Raw genomic sequence first — 16,980 nt, forward strand, 5'->3', positions numbered from 1 at the left:
GTAAAAGCACACTATTAGGGCCAAAGATGACTGTCAAAACAAATATTGACATGGTGTCAATTATGCGTGAGGGGTTGTCCAGCGGGCAGGGCGTGAAGTACAAGCGCCTGTCTGATGTCATGGAACGGGGCATCCTTGAGGGCTTGATTGAACCGGGACGAAAATTGCCACCCCACCGCGTGCTGTCCGACAACCTGGGTGTGACCATCGGCACCATCAGCCGGGCCTACGGCGAGTTGGAGCGCCTGGGGTTGGTGGTGGCACGGGTAGGTGACGGAACATTCGTGCGCAAGCGTGGGATGGAGCGTCAGCGCGATGAAGGCTTTCGCAACTTCAGCGAGGAGCCGCGCCAGTATTTCGACATGAGCCGCAACATGCACATTCCCGGGCAGGAGACGGTGTTTCTGGCCCAAAGCTTCCAAACCCTGTCGACCAATGCCAAGTTCCTCCAGGACATCAGCGCCTACACCCCGGACGCCGGCCTGCCGCGCTACCGTGAAGCGGGCGCGCAGTGGCTGGTGCAGCGTGATTTTCACCCGATTCCGGAGCAAGTCATCTGCGTCAATGGCGGCCAGCATGGCTTGCTCTGCTCGATGATGGCGCTGCTGCGTGCGGGCGATACGGTGGTCACCGAACAGCTGACCTACCCGGGATTGATCACCGCTGCGCGCATGCTCGGCGTGCGGCTGATCGGGCTGGAGATGGATGAAGAAGGCGTGCTGCCGGGCGCGCTGGATGAAGTCTGTCGAAATCACCGGGTTTCAGCGTTGTACTGCACACCGACCATCCAGAACCCGACCACGGCGGTCTTATCGATCCCGCGTCGGGAGGCCTTGGCCAAAGTGTGCCGCGAACACAACCTGTTGATTCTTGAGGACGAAGCCCACGGTGTATTGGTGGAAGACCGGCCGCCGCCCCTGAGCTTTTTCGCACCCGAACGTACGATTTTGATCAGCAGTTTGAGCAAGGCGGTGTCTGCCGGGTTGCGGGTGGGCTATGTGCATGCGCCGCCTGCGCTGGTCAGCCGTATTTCAGCCGCGCTGCGGTCGACCTGCTGGATGGCCACGCCGGTGACCCTGGAGTTGGCGACCCAGTGGATTGAAAACGGCACGGCGGAGTACCTGCTGCGCCAGCAGATCAACGAGATCAGCCGGCGCAAGGCGTTGGTGCGCGACTTGCTGAGTGGCTTGCAATACCGAACCCACCTCAACAGCCCGCACTTCTGGATTGAAGTGCCGGAGCCTTGGCGTGCGTCGGAAATCGAGGCGGAGCTCAAGCAGAACAATTACCTGATCGCCACCGCCGAGGCGTTTGCTGTGGGGCAGACGGCGGTGCCGCAGTTTATTCGGGCGAGTATTTGTAATACGTCGGGCGATGATCAGTTGTTGCGGGCGGGGTTTGATGCGTTGGCGACGGCGTTGGGGCAAGGTGGCGGGCGGTTTCAGCTGTAGGCAGGTTTACCGCGTTATCGTTCATCGCAGGCAAGCCAGCTCCCACATTTTGATTTGTGAACACATTCAAAAGGTGGGAGCTGGCTTGCCTGCGATGAGGCCGGCCCTGGCAAAAAAATTACTTGAAGCGCCGCTCCACACCTTTCTCCACCAGAATCTTCGCCGATATCTCTTCCACCGAAAAATGCGTGGAATTGATGTGCGCAATGTTCTCGCGACGAAACAGATTTTCCACTTCACGCACTTCGAACTCGCACTGGGCATAGCTGGAGTAACGGCTGTTGGGCTTGCGCTCATTGCGGATAGCCGTCAGCCGGTCCGGGTCAATGGTCAGGCCAAACAGTTTGTGGGAGTGCGCGCGCAAGGCGGCGGGCAGCGTCAGGTGCTCCATGTCATCTTCGGTCAACGGGTAGTTGGCCGCGCGGATACCGAACTGCATCGCCATATACAGGCAGGTCGGCGTCTTGCCGCAGCGGGACACGCCCACCAGGATCAAATCCGCCTTGTCGTAGTAGTGCGTGCGGGCGCCATCGTCGTTGTCGAGGGCGAAGTTCACCGCTTCGATACGCTCCATATAGTTGGAGTTGTGCCCAATGGAATGGGACTTTCCTACGGAATAAGACGAGTGTTCACTCAGCTCCTGTTCCAGTGGCGCCAGGAACGTGGAGAAAATGTCGATCATGAAACCATTGGAGGTTGCGAGGATCTCACGAATGTCTTGATTGACGATGGTGTCGAAAATGATCGGGCGCATGCCGTCTTTTTCGGCCGCCAGATTGATTTGTTGTACCATGGCCCGCGCTTTGTCCACGCTGTCGATATAAGGCCGCGTGAATTTGGCGAAGGTAATGTTTTCGAACTGCGCGAGCAGGCTTTGACCCAGTGTTTCGGCTGTGATGCCGGTGCCGTCGGAGATAAAGAAAGCAGATCGTTTCATTTGAGCCCTGGGCCTTAAGCTGATGGCGAATCTTGGATATGATAGGCGCGATTTTGCCGTCCCGCAGTGGGCCGCATTCTCACTTATTTTCCAGGTCCAGGCCACAAACGCCGCAGAAAGCTCCTGTTGAGCAGCCGGCGCCCTGAGCTTTTCCAACACAGTTAGTGGAGAGATCACCTTGGTAGAGTACGTAGTTTCCCTCGATAAGCTCGGCGTCCATGATGTAGAGCATGTGGGGGGCAAGAACGCATCCCTCGGCGAGATGATCAGTAATCTTGCAGGCGCTGGTGTCTCGGTGCCCGGTGGTTTCGCCACCACGGCCCAGGCTTACCGCGATTTCCTCGAACTGAGCGGCCTCAACGCTCAGATCCACGCCGCGCTGGACGCCCTGGACGTCGATGACGTCAATGCCCTGGCCAAGACCGGTGCCCAGATCCGCCAATGGATCATGGAAGCCGAGTTCCCCGAGAAGCTCAACGAAGAAATCCGCACCGCCTTCGCCACACTGTCGGCCGGTAACCCGGACGTCGCCGTTGCCGTGCGTTCCTCGGCCACCGCTGAAGACTTGCCCGACGCCTCTTTCGCCGGCCAGCAAGAAACCTTCCTGAACATCCGTGGCGTGGAAAACGTGATCCGCGCCGCCAAGGAAGTGTTCGCCTCGCTCTTCAACGATCGCGCCATCTCCTACCGCGTACACCAGGGTTTCGATCACAAGCTGGTGGCCCTGTCTGCCGGTGTGCAGCGCATGGTGCGTTCGGAAACCGGCACCGCCGGCGTGATGTTCACGCTGGATACCGAATCGGGCTTCCGTGACGTGGTGTTTATCACCGGCGCCTACGGCCTGGGCGAAACGGTCGTACAAGGCGCGGTCAACCCGGACGAATTCTACGTTCACAAGCAGACTCTTGAGGCCGGTCGCCCGGCGATCCTGCGCCGCAACCTGGGCAGCAAGGCGATCAAGATGATCTACGGCGACGAGGCCAAGGCCGGTCGCTCGGTGAAAACCGTGGATGTGGACAAGGCCGAACGCGCGCGTTTCTGCCTGACCGACGCTGAAGTCAGCGAGCTGGCCAAACAAGCGATGATCATCGAAAAGCACTACCAGTGCCCGATGGACATCGAGTGGGCCAAAGACGGTGACGACGGCAAGCTGTACATCGTGCAGGCTCGCCCGGAAACCGTGAAGAGCCGCACTTCGGCCAATGTCATGGAACGCTACCTGCTGAAAGAAACCGGCACCGTGCTGGTAGAAGGCCGTGCCATCGGCCAGCGCATTGGCGCGGGTAAGGTGCGGATCATCAAGGACGTGTCTGAAATGGACAAAGTCCAGCCAGGTGACGTCCTGGTTTCCGACATGACCGACCCGGACTGGGAACCGGTGATGAAGCGCGCCAGCGCCATCGTCACCAACCGTGGCGGGCGTACCTGCCACGCGGCGATCATCGCCCGTGAGCTGGGCATTCCGGCAGTTGTCGGTTGCGGCAACGCCACCCAACTGCTGAAAGACGGCCAGGGTGTGACCGTTTCCTGTGCCGAAGGCGACACCGGTTTCATCTTTGAAGGCGAACTGGGCTTCGACATCAAGCAAAACTCCGTCGACGCCATGCCGGACCTGCCGTTCAAGATCATGATGAACGTCGGTAACCCGGACCGCGCCTTTGACTTCGCGCAGTTGCCGAATGCCGGTGTGGGCCTGGCCCGCCTGGAATTCATCATTAACCGCATGATCGGCGTGCACCCCAAGGCGTTGCTGAACTACGACGGCCTGCCGCTGGACATCAAGGAAAGCGTCGACAAGCGCATCGCCGGCTACAACGACCCAGTGGGCTTCTACGTTGAGAAACTGGTGGAAGGCATCAGCACCCTGGCGGCGGCGTTCTACCCGAAAAAGGTCATCGTGCGCCTGTCGGACTTCAAGTCCAACGAATACGCCAACCTGATCGGCGGCAAGCTCTACGAGCCGGAAGAAGAAAACCCGATGCTGGGCTTCCGTGGTGCCTCGCGTTACATCAGCGAATCGTTCCGTGACTGCTTTGAGCTTGAGTGCCGCGCCCTCAAGCGCGTGCGCAACGAGATGGGCCTGGACAACGTCGAGATCATGGTGCCATTCGTGCGCACCCTGGGCGAAGCGAGCCAGGTTATCGATCTGTTGGCGGAAAACGGCCTGTCCCGTGGCGAAAACGGCCTGCGCGTGATCATGATGTGCGAGTTGCCGTCCAACGCGATTCTGGCCGAAGAGTTCCTGGAGTTCTTCGACGGTTTCTCCATCGGCTCCAACGACCTGACCCAGCTGACCCTGGGCCTGGACCGTGACTCCGGGATCATCGCTCACCTGTTCGACGAGCGTAACCCTGCGGTCAAGAAGCTGCTGGCCAACGCCATCCAGGCCTGTAACAAGGCCGGCAAGTACATCGGCATCTGCGGCCAGGGCCCTTCCGACCACCCGGACCTGGCCAAATGGCTGATGGAACAGGGTATCGAAAGCGTCTCGCTGAACCCCGACTCCGTGTTGGAAACCTGGTTCTTCCTCGCGGAAGGCCAAGCGTCCGCCTAAGGTCGACACGTCAAAAGTGCCGGTCACTCGCCAAGGGTGACCGGCATTCTTATCTGTACAGGGCGGGAATCCTCGCGGACGCCGCCCTTTTTTGTGCAAGAGCATTATGCAAAGCAGCAGCAACTTGTTTCCCGTCGCCCTGATCAGCGCTGAACGTCGTAGCGACCTGAGTGAAGATGTGTATCGCCTCAAGCCCGGCAACAGCCCCGACGGCACCGTCGAGTTGGCCGTGACCCGTTTGGGCCTGGCGGATGTCCCGGAAAACCGGGGCACGCCGGTTATTTTGTTGCACGGCAGTTTTTCCAACCGGCGCTTTTGGTATTCACCCAAGGGCATCGGCCTGGGCGCCTATCTGGCACGTCAGGGGTTTGATGTGTGGATTCCCGAGATGCGCGGCCATGGCTTGTCCAAGCGCAATCAGCATTACGCCAACAATCGTGTGGCGGACTATGCGCGCTACGACTTGCCGGCCATTGGCGCCTTTGTGCGCGAGCAAAGCGGACAGGTGCCGCATTGGGTCGGCCATTCGCTCGGCGCCACCACGCTGGCGGCGGCGCTTGGCGGCCAGCACCTTGGCGCGCCTGCGGTGGCATCTGTGGCGTTGTTTGGCTGCCAGGTCAGCCGTACCCATTGGCCGCTGAAAATTCCACCGGTGGAGTGGGGCAGTCGCCTGCTCTTGAAGCGCTTTGCCCACGTCTCTGGCCCGCGCTTCAAGCGGGGGCCAGAGGACGAGCCGGCAGGCGTGATGATCGAGGCCATGCGCTGGAACGGCTTGTTTGGCCGTTTTGGTGATTCGCAGCGCGATTGGTGGAAAGGCCTGGCCGAAGTCGATGTTCCACTGCTGGCCGTCAGCGCGGCTGGCGATCAGCAGGACCCTGACTGGGCGTGCCGCAAGCTGTTCGAACAAGTCGGTTCCGAGCATCGCCAGTACCTGTGTCTGGGGCGCAAGCAAGGTTTTACCGGCGATTTCGGGCATGTTGAGATGCTGGTCAGCAAAGCCGCCACAACCGAAGTGTGGCCGTTGGTGGAACAGTGGTTGAAAGATCCGCTGACACCTTTATTCGGGGTACAGTCCGAGGTGGCGGCGGCCGATTGACGAAGGGCTCTACCAAGGGCGTTTCGCTTGTTCGTGGTTGCGGCTAAGATATGACGCGTTAAACGCTTCTGGTCATATTCAGTCGCGCAGTGGCTATTGCGTTGCGGCGAGGCGGGTGGGATGTTCCACACCCGCATTCTGTGGCGCATCCTTCGAAAGACACTTCTTTGACCCAAAGGAATTTTTCAATGAACCATTACGTGACCCCCGACTTGTGCGACGCCTACCCGGACCTGGTGCAGGTGCTGGAGCCGATGTTCAGTAATTTCGGTGGCCGGGACTCTTTCGGCGGCGAAATCGTCACCATCAAATGCTTCGAAGACAATTCCCTGGTCAAGGAACAAGCCGACCAGCCGGGCGCCGGCAAGGTGCTGGTAGTGGATGGCGGTGGCTCCCTGCGCCGCGCACTGCTGGGGGACATGATCGCTGAGAAGGCCGCTAAAAACGGCTGGGAAGGGTTGGTGATCTACGGCTGCATTCGTGACGTGGACGTCATTGCCCAGACCGATCTGGGGGTGCAGGCCCTGGCCTCTCACCCGATGAAAACCGACAAGCGCGGTATCGGTGACTTGAATGTGGTGGTGACATTCGCGGGCGTGACCTTCCGCCCGGGTGAGTATGTTTACGCCGACAACAACGGCGTGATCGTGTCGCCAAGCCCGCTGAAAATGCCTGAATAAATCGCAGTAGCCGATAGGGGTGAGGATGTTCGAGGAAGAAAACGCGCAATGGGGGCTGGTGCATGCCCTGGTGCTGGACGGTAAAGGCGGTGCGCGTTCGATTGCCCGGACTGAGCTCGACGACTTGCAATTGCAGCCCCAGGAAAGCCTGTGGCTGCATTGGGATCGCAGCCATCCGCAGACCCAGACGTGGCTGCGTAAATCCAGCGGTTTGAGCGAGTTCGCCTGTGACCTGTTGCTGGAAGAAAACACGCGTCCGCGCCTGTTGCCGCTGCCGGACGCCGAATTGCTGTTGTTCTTGCGCGGTGTGAACCTCAATCCGGGCGCCGAGCCGGAAGACATGGTGTCGGTGCGCATTTTTGCCGCCGCCAATCGCGTGATTTCCCTGCGCCTGCGCCCCTTGCGCGCGACCGATGAGCTGCTGGTGCAGTTGGCGGAGGGCAAAGGGCCCAAAACTGCGTCTGAACTCATCCTTTATATGGCGCAGTACCTGACCAACAAAGTGCAGGATCTGGTCACTGATCTTTCCGAAATCGTCGATTCCGAAGAAGAAAAACTCGATGCCGACGAACGGTACACACCGGAGCATGGCAACGTTTTGCAGATCCGCCGGCGAGCGGCCGGGCTCAAGCGTTTTCTCGCGCCGCAGCGGGATATTTTTGCGCAGCTGACGCGGATAAAATTGCCGTGGTTCTGTGATGACGATGCTGACTACTGGAACGAATTGAATAACAGCCTGACCCGTTACCTGGAAGAGCTCGAATTGACCCGGGAGCGCGTGGGGCTGGTGCTTGAGGCCGAAGACCGGCGCTTGAGCGTACGCATGAATCGAACGATGTACCGCTTCGGGATCATCACCGGGATCTTCCTGCCGATGAGTTTTCTCACCGGCCTGCTGGGCATAAATGTGGGCGGTATTCCGTTCTCCGCCAGCCCCTACGGGTTCGTGATTGCCTGCCTGATGATGGTGGCCGTGGCGCTGGGACAGTGGTGGCTATTTCGACGATTGCGCTGGGTTTGACCTGAATATGACCTGAACACAGGAAGGGTCCCATGTGACCCCAAGAATTTTACCCTCGTCTTTTAAATCACTTGCGAGAGGTCTTTATGCACGATCCGTTCGAACAGTCTTTGCGTGACATGCTCAATGCTTCGCCGTCCAACCGTGACGACGATGCCTGCCTGGGCCGCGTGTTGAAAACCGCCAACCGTCAGGTAGGGGCGGGGGACCTGTTCGGGCTGCTCGGTCGTTGGCTGCCGGCGTTGATGATGGCCCTGAACAATGGTTCGGCCCACGTATCACCGGTTTCCCGTCGTAAACCTCTTGCTCGCACTGCTGATAAGGCTGATTGAATATGGAACTTGATCTCTGGACCCAGAGCCTGGTCACCGCGATGACCGCATTGTGGACCAAGGTGGCGAATTTCATTCCCAACCTGTTTGGTGCCCTGGTACTGGTGTTGCTGGGCTTTGTCGTGGCCAAGCTGCTCGACACCTTGCTGTCCAAGTTGCTTGCGAAACTGGGGCTTGACCGCCTGATGGCAGGCACCGGCCTGACCAAGATGCTGGGCCGCGTGGGGCTGCAAGTGCCGATCTCTACCCTGATCGGGAAGATCGTCTACTGGTTTATTTTGCTTATTTTTCTGGTTTCTGCGGCTCAATCCCTTGGACTTGAGCGAGTTTCAGCTACGCTCGACATGCTGGCACTGTATTTGCCGAAGGTTTTCGGTGGCGCGCTGGTACTGCTGGTAGGCGTTTTACTGGCGCAACTGGCCAACGGGCTGGTGCGCGGGGCCGCTGAAGGCGTGGGGCTGGACTATGCTGCCGGCTTGGGGCGAATCGCCCAGGGCCTGGTGATCATCATCAGTATTTCCGTCGCGATCAGCCAGTTGGAGGTCAAAACCGACCTGCTCAACCATGTGATCGTGATTGTTTTGATTACCGTTGGTCTGGCCGTTGCGCTGGCCATGGGGTTGGGAAGCCGGGAAATCGCCGGTCAGATTCTTGCGGGAATCTATGTGCGTGAGTTGTATCAGGTTGGGCAACAGGTGCGTGTGGGCGAGGTCGAAGGGCAAATCGAGGAGATCGGTACGGTCAAGACGACGGTGCTGACCGATGACGGTGAGCTGGTGTCGCTGTCCAATCGGATTCTCCTGGAGCAGCAGGTCAGTAGCCGCTAACCCGGCAAACCCTGCTAATGTACGCCGCCGCAAACCCGGCTGACCGGGCTGTAGCGGACATTGACCTGACTGTCGGCACGACTTGTTTTGAATAAAGCCCAAACGCTGTCCACGCGCTATGACCCCCGTGAGCTCTCTGATGAGGAGTTGGTCGCGCGCGCGCACACGGAGCTGTTTCACGTAACACGCGCGTACGAAGAATTGATGCGCAGATATCAACGCACTCTGTTCAACGTTTGTTCAAGGTATTTAGGGAACGATAGAGATGCGGATGATGTCTGTCAGGAAGTGATGCTCAAGGTGCTGTATGGCCTGAAGAACTTTGAGGGTAAATCGAAGTTCAAGACATGGCTCTATAGCATCACGTACAACGAGTGCATCACGCAGTATCGTAAGGAACGGCGAAAGCGTCGCTTGATGGACGCTTTGAGTCTGGACCCCCTCGAGGAAGCGTCTGAAGAAAAGGCGCCGGTTCCCGAGGAGAAGGCCGGACTTGATCGCTGGTTGGTGCATGTGAACCCAATTGACCGGGAAATTCTGGTGCTACGTTTTGTCGCAGAGCTAGAGTTTCAGGAAATTGCTGACATCATGCATATGGGTTTGAGTGCTACAAAAATGCGTTACAAACGTGCTCTTGATAAATTACGTGAGAAATTTGCGGGCGAGACTGAAACTTAGTGCGTGGCAAATATCTCTTACGTGTAGGCAAGTTCTGTTAGACTTGTCGCCGAGTTGTCCCCCGGTTTGTGGGACTGCTTTACAATCACCAGATGGGGATTTAACGGATGAAACTGAAAAACACCTTGGGCTTGGCCATTGGTACTCTTATTGCCGCTACTTCTTTCGGCGCACTGGCACAAGGCCAAGGCGCAGTTGAAGGCGAGCTGTTCTACAAGAAGCAGTACAACGATAGCGTCAAGCACATCGAAGACGGCTTCAACCCAGGCGCTCGCATTGGTTACTTCCTGACCGACGATCTGTCCTTGAACTTGTCCTACGACAAGACTAACCACACCCGTTCGAACGACGGTACTGGCAACCAGAAGATCGGTGGCGACACTAGCAGCCTGACTGCTCAGTACCACTTCGGCCAGGCTGGCGTTGATTCGCTGCGTCCATACGTAGAAGGTGGTTTCGGTCACCAGAGCCGTAGCAGCGTTGAAGCTGACGGCCACAAAGGTCGCGATCAGTCCACCCTGGCTATCGCCGGCGCTGGCGTGAAGTACTACTTCACCAACAACCTGTACGCTCGTGCTGGTGTTGAAGCTGACTACGCAATCGACAACGGCAAGTGGGACTACTCCGCACTGGTTGGTCTGGGCGTGAACTTCGGCGGCAACGCTGGCGCAGCTGCTCCAGCTCCTACTCCAGCACCAGCTCCAGAGCCAACTCCAGAGCCAGAAGCTCCAGTTGCTCAGGTTGTTCGTGTTGAGCTGGACGTCAAGTTCGACTTCGACAAGTCCGTTGTTAAGCCTAACAGCTACGGCGACGTGAAAAACCTGGCCGACTTCATGAAGCAGTACCCACAAACCACCACCGTGGTTGAAGGTCACACTGACTCCGTAGGTCCAGACGCTTACAACCAGAAGCTGTCCCAGCGTCGTGCTGACGCGGTCAAGCAAGTTCTGGTCAAAGACGGTATCGCTCCTAACCGCGTTAGCTCGGTTGGTTACGGTAAATCCCGTCCAGTTGCTGACAACGCAACTGAAGCAGGCCGTGCTGTTAACCGTCGCGTAGAAGCCTCGGTTGAAGCTCAAGCTGCTCAGTAATTACTGAGTGGTAGAAAAAAGCCCGGCTTAGGCCGGGCTTTTTTTCGCCTGCATTTTGGCCTCAGGCACTGGCTGTGGCTGCGAGGTAAGCTGCCTGCGCGGTTGCGGCGACAGGACCGATCACCAGGATCGCCGGGCTTTTCAACGCGAATACCCGTGCATCCTCCTGCATGAGCGACAGCTGGCTGCGGCACTCGCGCTGCTGGGGCAGGGATGCGTTTTCGATCATCGCCACCGGCATATCCGCCGCCATCCCGCCGTCCAGCAGTTGCTGACGAATTTCCTCCAGCTTCGCCACGCCCATGTAAATCACCAGTGTGGTGCCGCCCTCGGCCAAAGCACGCCAATTCAGGTTGCTGCCATCCTGGGTATGCGCCGTTACCAGGGTCACGCCACGGCTGACACCGCGCAACGTCAGCGAAATATCGCAGTTCGTCGCGCCCGCCAATCCTGCGGTAATGCCATTGACCAGCTCCACCTCGACCCCGCGTTCACGCAGCCATGTTGCTTCTTCACCACCCCGGCCAAAGATGCAGGGGTCACCTCCCTTGAGGCGCACCACGCACTTACCGTGGCGCGCGTACCGCAGCATCAGGCGATGGATAAAATCCTGTGGTGTCGAGCGGCAACCGCCGCGTTTGCCCACGGTGATGATGCGCGCACCCTCGCAGTGTTCCAGCACTGCAGGGTTGACCAGATCGTCGATCAGCACCACGTCGGCCTCGTGCATGGCCCTTACCGCTTTGAGGGTCAGCAGCTCTGGATCACCAGGCCCTGCGCCCACCAGCCAGACTTTTGCGCTCATGTTTTTCCCCTCACACACTGATTGCGATTGGCTGTGGGTTACTGGCCAAAAGACGTTTGATTTCCGGCACACAAGAGCCGCATTGCGTGCCACAGCCGAGTGCCTGTTTGAGTTCATCCAGGCCCAAGCCACGGGCAATGCCGGCGCACACCGTGCTCTCGCTGACGTTTTTGCAATTGCACAGAATCTTGCTGCTGGCCGCCGTGCCACCTGGCGGTGCGCTCAATGGAGCCAGAAGCCAGCGGCGCAGTTGATCGTCGGTGCGGCCTTCCAGCCACAGGCTCTGCAGCCAGTGCCGTGCCAGGGTTTCACCGGCCAGGCGCAGGGCCGTGATGCGGCCTTTCTCGATCTTCACGCGCTTGCCGATTGAGCGGCGCGGGTCGTCGTAGGCCATCACCGGGCCGTCGTTGAGGCCCAGCAGTTCATCGATTCGGGTAAGCCATTGCAGGTCGGGCGCCTCGGTATGCGCCGCACGCAGGAGTAAGGCTGGCCGTTCACGCCCCGTCAGGCTCAGGCTGACGTAGGCAAAGCCCTCGCACAGAGGTCGCAGGGCGTCAAAGTGTTGCTGAACGTTACCTTCGATCAATGCAAACAGCTGCCATGGCAATTGCACCGCTTCCAGGCGTACGCCGCTGTGTTTGAGTTCCGGTTGCTTCGACAAAGGGTCGAACGCTGGCTGCGTGAGGGCATTGACGCCGCCCTTGAGAAAGCGGTCGCCCCAATGCATCGGCAGAAACGCCTGGCCCGGGCGCACGCTGTCATCACTGCTGACAGCGACGATTACAGCGCCGCGACGGCTCTTGAGGTTGACCAAATCGCCTTCCTTGAGGCGGTGGCGCCGTAACTCATCCGGGTGCAGGCTCAACAGCGCTTCACTGACATGCCCGAATAGCTGCGCCGCTGTACCGGTGCGGCTCATGCCGTGCCACTGGTCGCGCAGGCGCCCGGTGATCAAGGTCAGCGGGAAGCGAGCGTCACGCTGCTCCTTGGCGGCGCGGTAAGGGTCGGCGATAAATTGCGCGCGGCCGCTGATAGTCGGAAACACGCCATCGGTATACAGGCGAGGCGTCCCGCTGCGTGCGCCCTCAGGAAATGGCCATTGTTGCGGCCCGACCTGGTCCAGCAGGGCATGGCTGATGCCTGACACGTCAAGGTCACGGCCGCGGGTCAGCACCTTATATTCATCAAAGACCTGTGCCGGCCTTTCAAAGGCGAACAAGCTGGCGGACCCCGGACGCAAGCGTTTCTCAAGGCGTTGTGCGAAATCCACAGTAATGGCCCAGTCCGGCCGTGCCTCTCCCGGTGGGAGGATGGCACGGCGTACGTGGGAAATTCGCCGCTCGGAATTGGTGACGGTGCCTTCCTTCTCCCCCCAACTGGCAGCGGGTAACAGCAAGTCGGCGTAGGCTGCGGTTTCGGTGGTGCGAAAGGCTTCCTGCAATACCACAAATGGGCACGCCGCCAACGCAGCGCGCACGGCGTTCTGGTCCGGCAAGGATTGCGCGGGGTTGGTGCAGGCAATCCACAGCGCCTTGATCTTGCCTGCCTGGACCTGCTCAAACAGCTCAATGGCCGTCAGCCCGGTCGGTGCCGGCAATGAATCAACGCCCCAGTAAGCGGCGACCTCCGCCCGGTGCTCAGGGTTCGCAGCCTCTCGATGACCCGGCAACAAATTCGACAAGCTCCCGGTCTCGCGCCCGCCCATGGCATTCGGCTGCCCGGTCAGGGAAAACGGACCACAGCCCGGCCGGCCAAGGGTGCCCGTGGCCAGGTGCAGGTTGATCAGCGCGCTGTTTTTCGCGCTGCCGGCGGTGGACTGGTTCAGCCCCATGCACCACAACGAGAGAAAACTGCCGGAGGTACCCACCCATTCCGCGCACAGGCGCAGTTGCTCGACGCTGATCCCGCACAGCTGCGTGACCATTTGCGGTGTGTAGTCATGCACCAGCCGCTTCAACTCGGCCATTCCTTCGGTATGGGCCTGAATGAAGTCACGGTCGATCCAGTCTTCCCACAGCAGCAGATGCAAAATCCCATGGAACAGCGCCACATCCGTCCCGGGCAAGATTGCCAGGTGCAGGTCAGCCAAATCGCAGGTGTCCGTCCGCCGTGGGTCGATCACCAGCACTTTCATCTGTGGGCGTCGCGCTTTGGCTTCTTCCAGGCGTCGGAACAATACCGGGTGGGCGTAGGCCATATTGCTGCCGACGATCATCACGCAGTCGCTGGACTCAAGGTCTTCATAGCTGCATGGCGGGGCGTCGGCCCCCAGGCTGCGCTTGTAGCCGACCACTGCCGAAGACATGCACAGCCGAGAGTTGCTATCGATGTTGTTCGTGCCGACCAATGCTCGTGCCAGCTTGTTGAAGCTGTAGTAATCCTCGGTGAGCAATTGCCCGGAGATGTAAAACGCCACGCTGTCCGGCCCGTGTTCGGCGATGGTCTCGGCGAACACATTGGCCGCGTGTTCCAGCGCGGTATCCCAGTCGGTGCGGGCACGCGCCAAGCCTTTGCCCAAGCGCAATTCCGGGTACAGGGCGCGGGCATTCAAGTCGCCAGTCAAGTGCAAGCTGGAACCTTTGCTGCACAACTTGCCGAAGTTCGCCGGGTGGCTCGGGTCGCCCTGCACCCCCAGGATCTGCGAGCCGTCATGCTCGATCAGCACGCCGCAACCCACCCCGCAATAACAGCAGGTGGACGCGGTGGTCTGGCGGTTCATCAACCGGCATCCCGCAGGGCCAGCATCACCCGGCCGTTTTCCACTCGGGCCGGGTGGTGGTGGGCGCAGCCAACGTCGGGGGCCTGGGCCTCGCCGGAGGCCAGGTCGATCTGCCAGTTGTGCAGCGGGCACGCCACGCGTTTGCCGTAGATCAAGCCTTGGGACAGTGGGCCACCCTTGTGCGGGCAACGGTCGTCGAGGGCGAAAACTTCGTCGTCGCTGGTACGAAAAATCGCGATGTCGCCTTTTGGCCCATTGATGATGCGCGAGCCCAAGGCGTTGATTTCATCGAGGGCGCAGATATCCAGCCAGTTCATGCCGGCACCTCCAGCTGTTTGACGGGGATGACATCGAATTCCTTCTTCAGCAGCGGCTGTTCCAGGCGCTCCTTCCACGGGTCCTGTTCAAACGACAGCGAGAACTGCAGCCGTTCGTTAAGCGCCTTGCGCCGTTCCGGGTCTTCCAGCACAGCCTTCTTGATGTGCTCCATGCCCACCCGTTGCAGGTAGTGCACGGTGCGCTCCAGATAGAAGGCTTCTTCGCGGTACAACTGCAGGAAAGCACCGTTGTACTCGCGCACTTCCTCGGCGGTTTTGAGCTTGACGAAAAACTCTGCGACTTCGGTCTTGATCCCGCCGTTGCCGCCGATGTACATCTCCCAGCCGGAATCGACGCCGATAATGCCTACGTCCTTGATGCCGGCTTCCGAGCAATTGCGTGGGCAACCAGACACCGCCAGCTTCACCTTGTGTGGCGACCACATGTTGAACAGGTCATGCTCCAGCTCGATGCCCAGCTGCGTGGAGTTCTGTGTACCGAAGCGGCAGAACTCGCTGCCGACACAGGTCTTCACGGTACGGATGGATTTGCCGTAGGCGTGGCCGGACGGCATGTCGAGGTCCTTCCAGACACCCGGCAAGTCCTGTTTCTTGATGCCGAGCAGGTCGATGCGCTGGCCGCCGGTGACCTTGACCATCGGCACGTTGTACTTGTCGGCCACGTCGGCAATACGGCGCAGCTCTGAAGGGTTGGTCACCCCGCCCCACATCCGCGGGACTACAGAGTAAGTGCCGTCTTTCTGAATGTTGGCGTGGGCGCGTTCGTTGATCAGGCGCGATTGCGGGTCGTCTTTCGCCTCGCCGGGCCAGGTGGAAATCAGGTAGTAGTTGAGTGCCGGGCGGCAGGTGGCGCAGCCGTTCGGGGTGCGCCAGTTCAGGTAACTCATGGTGCCGGCGATGGTCAGCAGGTGTTGGTCGCGAATGGCCTGGCGAATCTGCCCGTGGTTGAGGTCGCTGCAACCGCAGATGGCTTTTTCACTTTTCGGTTTGACGTCGGCCGCGCCGCCCACGGTGTTGATCAGGATTTGCTCCACCAAGCCTGCGCAGGACCCGCAGGAGCTGGCGGCCTTGGTGTGTTTTTTCACCTCGTCGACGCTGAACAGTCCCTGTTCCTGGATCGCTTTGACGATGGTGCCTTTGCACACGCCGTTGCAGCCGCAGACTTCGGCGTTGTCGGCCATGCTCATGGCTTTGTCCTGACCTTGGTGGCCTACGTCACCCAGGGCGTTTTCGCCGAACATCAGGTGATCGCGGATCTCGCCAATGGCATGGTTCTCACGGATCTGGCGGAAATACCAGCCGCCATCGGCGGTGTCGCCGTACAGGCAGGCACCGACGAGGATGTCGTCCTTGATCACCAGTTTTTTGTACACGCCGCCAATCGGGTCAGAGAGGGTGATGGTCTCGGTGCCTTCGCCGCCCATGAAGTCGCCGGCGGAAAACAGGTCGATGCCGGTGACTTTCAATTTGGTCGACGTGACCGAGCCTTTATAGGTGGCGAAACCGAGCTGAGCGAGGTGGTTGGCGCAGACCTTGGCCTGTTCGAACAACGGCGCCACCAGCCCATAGGCGATCCCGCGATGGCTGGCGCATTCGCCGATCGCATAGATGCGCGGGTCGTAGGTTTGCAGGGTGTCATTGACCAGAATCCCTCGGTTGCACGGGATGCCGGATTTTTCCGCGAGCTCGGTGTTGGGGCGAATGCCGGCGGCCATCACCACCAGGTCGGCGGGAATGATGTCGCCATTCTTGAATTGCACCGAGCCGACCCGGCCATTGCCGGCATCGTGCAACGCCTGGGTTTGTTCGCACAGGCGAAACACCAGACCACGGCTTTCCAGTTCGGTTTGCAGCAATTGCCCACTGGTCTTGTCCAGTTGCCGCTCCAGCAGCCATTCGCCGATATGCACCACGGTCACGTGCATGCCGCGCAGCATCAGGCCGTTGGCGGCTTCGAGGCCGAGCAGCCCGCCGCCGATCACGACTGCGTGCTTGTGCGTCCTGGCGGCGTCGATCATCGCCTGGGTGTCGGCGATGTCGCGGTAGCCGATCACACCCTGCAACGTATTGCCCGGGATCGGCAGGATAAACGGCGTCGAGCCGGTGGCAATCAACAGACGGTCGTACTCGGCTTCGGTGCCGTCCTCGGCGATGACGATGCGTTTGACGCGGTCGATCTGCACCACCTTGCGGTTGAGCAACAGCTTGATGTTGTTGTCCAGGTACCAAGCCAGGTCGTTGAGCACGATCTCTTCGAAGGTCTGCTCACCGGCCAGCACCGGCGACAGCAGAATACGGTTGTAGTTGGTGTGGGGCTCGGCGCCGAACACGGTGATGTCGTACAGGTCACTGCTCAGCTTGAGCAATTCTTCAAGGGTGCGAACCCCGGCCATGCCGTTGCCGATCATCACTAATTTGAGTTTTTTCATGTCGTTCTCCGCAATGGCTCGA

Annotated in this window: 14 protein-coding genes; 9 read left to right on the top strand and 5 right to left on the bottom strand. The window is 59.6% G+C overall.

Annotated features, from left to right (window positions below):
• Positions 1 to 26: 26 nt before the first annotated feature.
• On the top strand, positions 27 to 1,451 hold the full coding sequence (locus AB4P94_RS14300) for a PLP-dependent aminotransferase family protein (RefSeq protein WP_395611063.1): 1,425 nt from the start codon (positions 27 to 29) through the stop codon (positions 1,449 to 1,451).
• A 118-nt stretch (positions 1,452 to 1,569) separates the two neighbouring features.
• Here the strand turns inward: AB4P94_RS14300 and AB4P94_RS14305 are convergent, their stop codons facing one another.
• Positions 1,570 to 2,388: a pyruvate, water dikinase regulatory protein gene (locus tag AB4P94_RS14305; RefSeq protein WP_078738561.1), complete on the bottom strand. Its 819-nt coding sequence runs from the start codon at positions 2,386 to 2,388 to the stop codon at positions 1,570 to 1,572.
• 178 nt (positions 2,389 to 2,566) lie between these two features.
• Here AB4P94_RS14305 and ppsA point away from each other — a divergent pair, with 178 nt between their 5' ends.
• From ppsA to AB4P94_RS14345, 8 genes are all read left to right on the top strand, one after another.
• Entirely contained in the window at positions 2,567 to 4,942 is a 2,376-nt protein-coding gene (gene ppsA, locus AB4P94_RS14310; RefSeq protein WP_395611064.1) for a phosphoenolpyruvate synthase, read from the top strand.
• Between the two features lie 106 nt (positions 4,943 to 5,048).
• Positions 5,049 to 6,038, top strand: coding sequence for an alpha/beta fold hydrolase (locus AB4P94_RS14315; protein WP_395611065.1), 990 nt, complete (start codon positions 5,049 to 5,051; stop codon positions 6,036 to 6,038).
• Positions 6,039 to 6,226: 188 nt separating this feature from the next.
• Complete coding sequence (gene rraA / locus AB4P94_RS14320; protein WP_049711998.1) at positions 6,227 to 6,718, top strand: ribonuclease E activity regulator RraA; 492 nt, start codon at positions 6,227 to 6,229, stop codon at positions 6,716 to 6,718.
• Positions 6,719 to 6,743: 25 nt separating this feature from the next.
• Complete coding sequence (locus AB4P94_RS14325; protein ID WP_395611066.1) at positions 6,744 to 7,739, top strand: zinc transporter ZntB; 996 nt, start codon at positions 6,744 to 6,746, stop codon at positions 7,737 to 7,739.
• Between the two features lie 86 nt (positions 7,740 to 7,825).
• Positions 7,826 to 8,071: a hypothetical protein gene (locus AB4P94_RS14330; protein ID WP_005790375.1), complete on the top strand. Its 246-nt coding sequence runs from the start codon at positions 7,826 to 7,828 to the stop codon at positions 8,069 to 8,071.
• Between the two features lie 2 nt (positions 8,072 to 8,073).
• Positions 8,074 to 8,898: a mechanosensitive ion channel domain-containing protein gene (locus AB4P94_RS14335; RefSeq protein WP_016973591.1), complete on the top strand. Its 825-nt coding sequence runs from the start codon at positions 8,074 to 8,076 to the stop codon at positions 8,896 to 8,898.
• Positions 8,899 to 8,985: 87 nt separating this feature from the next.
• Positions 8,986 to 9,576 (top strand): RNA polymerase sigma factor SigX, encoded by a 591-nt coding sequence (gene sigX, locus AB4P94_RS14340; protein ID WP_058412266.1) that lies wholly within the window; start codon positions 8,986 to 8,988, stop codon positions 9,574 to 9,576.
• A 107-nt stretch (positions 9,577 to 9,683) separates the two neighbouring features.
• The gene (locus AB4P94_RS14345; protein WP_395611067.1) at positions 9,684 to 10,667 is read left to right on the top strand and encodes an OmpA family protein; all 984 of its coding nucleotides are present in this window, start codon (positions 9,684 to 9,686) and stop codon (positions 10,665 to 10,667) included.
• 61 nt (positions 10,668 to 10,728) lie between these two features.
• Here AB4P94_RS14345 and cobA read toward each other — a convergent pair whose 3' ends face one another.
• The 4 genes from cobA to nirB are packed head-to-tail and all read right to left on the bottom strand — an operon-like array spanning position 10,729 to position 16,958.
• Positions 10,729 to 11,472: a uroporphyrinogen-III C-methyltransferase gene (cobA, locus tag AB4P94_RS14350; RefSeq protein ID WP_395611068.1), complete on the bottom strand. Its 744-nt coding sequence runs from the start codon at positions 11,470 to 11,472 to the stop codon at positions 10,729 to 10,731.
• A 10-nt stretch (positions 11,473 to 11,482) separates the two neighbouring features.
• A complete protein-coding gene (locus tag AB4P94_RS14355; protein ID WP_395611069.1) occupies positions 11,483 to 14,191 on the bottom strand; it encodes a molybdopterin-dependent oxidoreductase in 2,709 nt (902 codons plus the stop codon).
• The gene (gene nirD / locus AB4P94_RS14360) at positions 14,191 to 14,508 is read right to left on the bottom strand and encodes a nitrite reductase small subunit NirD (protein WP_395611070.1); all 318 of its coding nucleotides are present in this window, start codon (positions 14,506 to 14,508) and stop codon (positions 14,191 to 14,193) included. Before nirD ends, AB4P94_RS14355 begins: the two co-directional genes overlap by 1 nt.
• Positions 14,505 to 16,958, bottom strand: coding sequence for a nitrite reductase large subunit NirB (gene nirB, locus AB4P94_RS14365; protein ID WP_395611071.1), 2,454 nt, complete (start codon positions 16,956 to 16,958; stop codon positions 14,505 to 14,507). Before nirB ends, nirD begins: the two co-directional genes overlap by 4 nt.
• Positions 16,959 to 16,980 lie beyond the last annotated feature (22 nt).

The organism is Pseudomonas sp. B22129 (genome assembly GCF_044218875.1).
In the GTDB taxonomy this organism is placed as follows: Bacteria; Pseudomonadota; Gammaproteobacteria; order Pseudomonadales; family Pseudomonadaceae; genus Aquipseudomonas.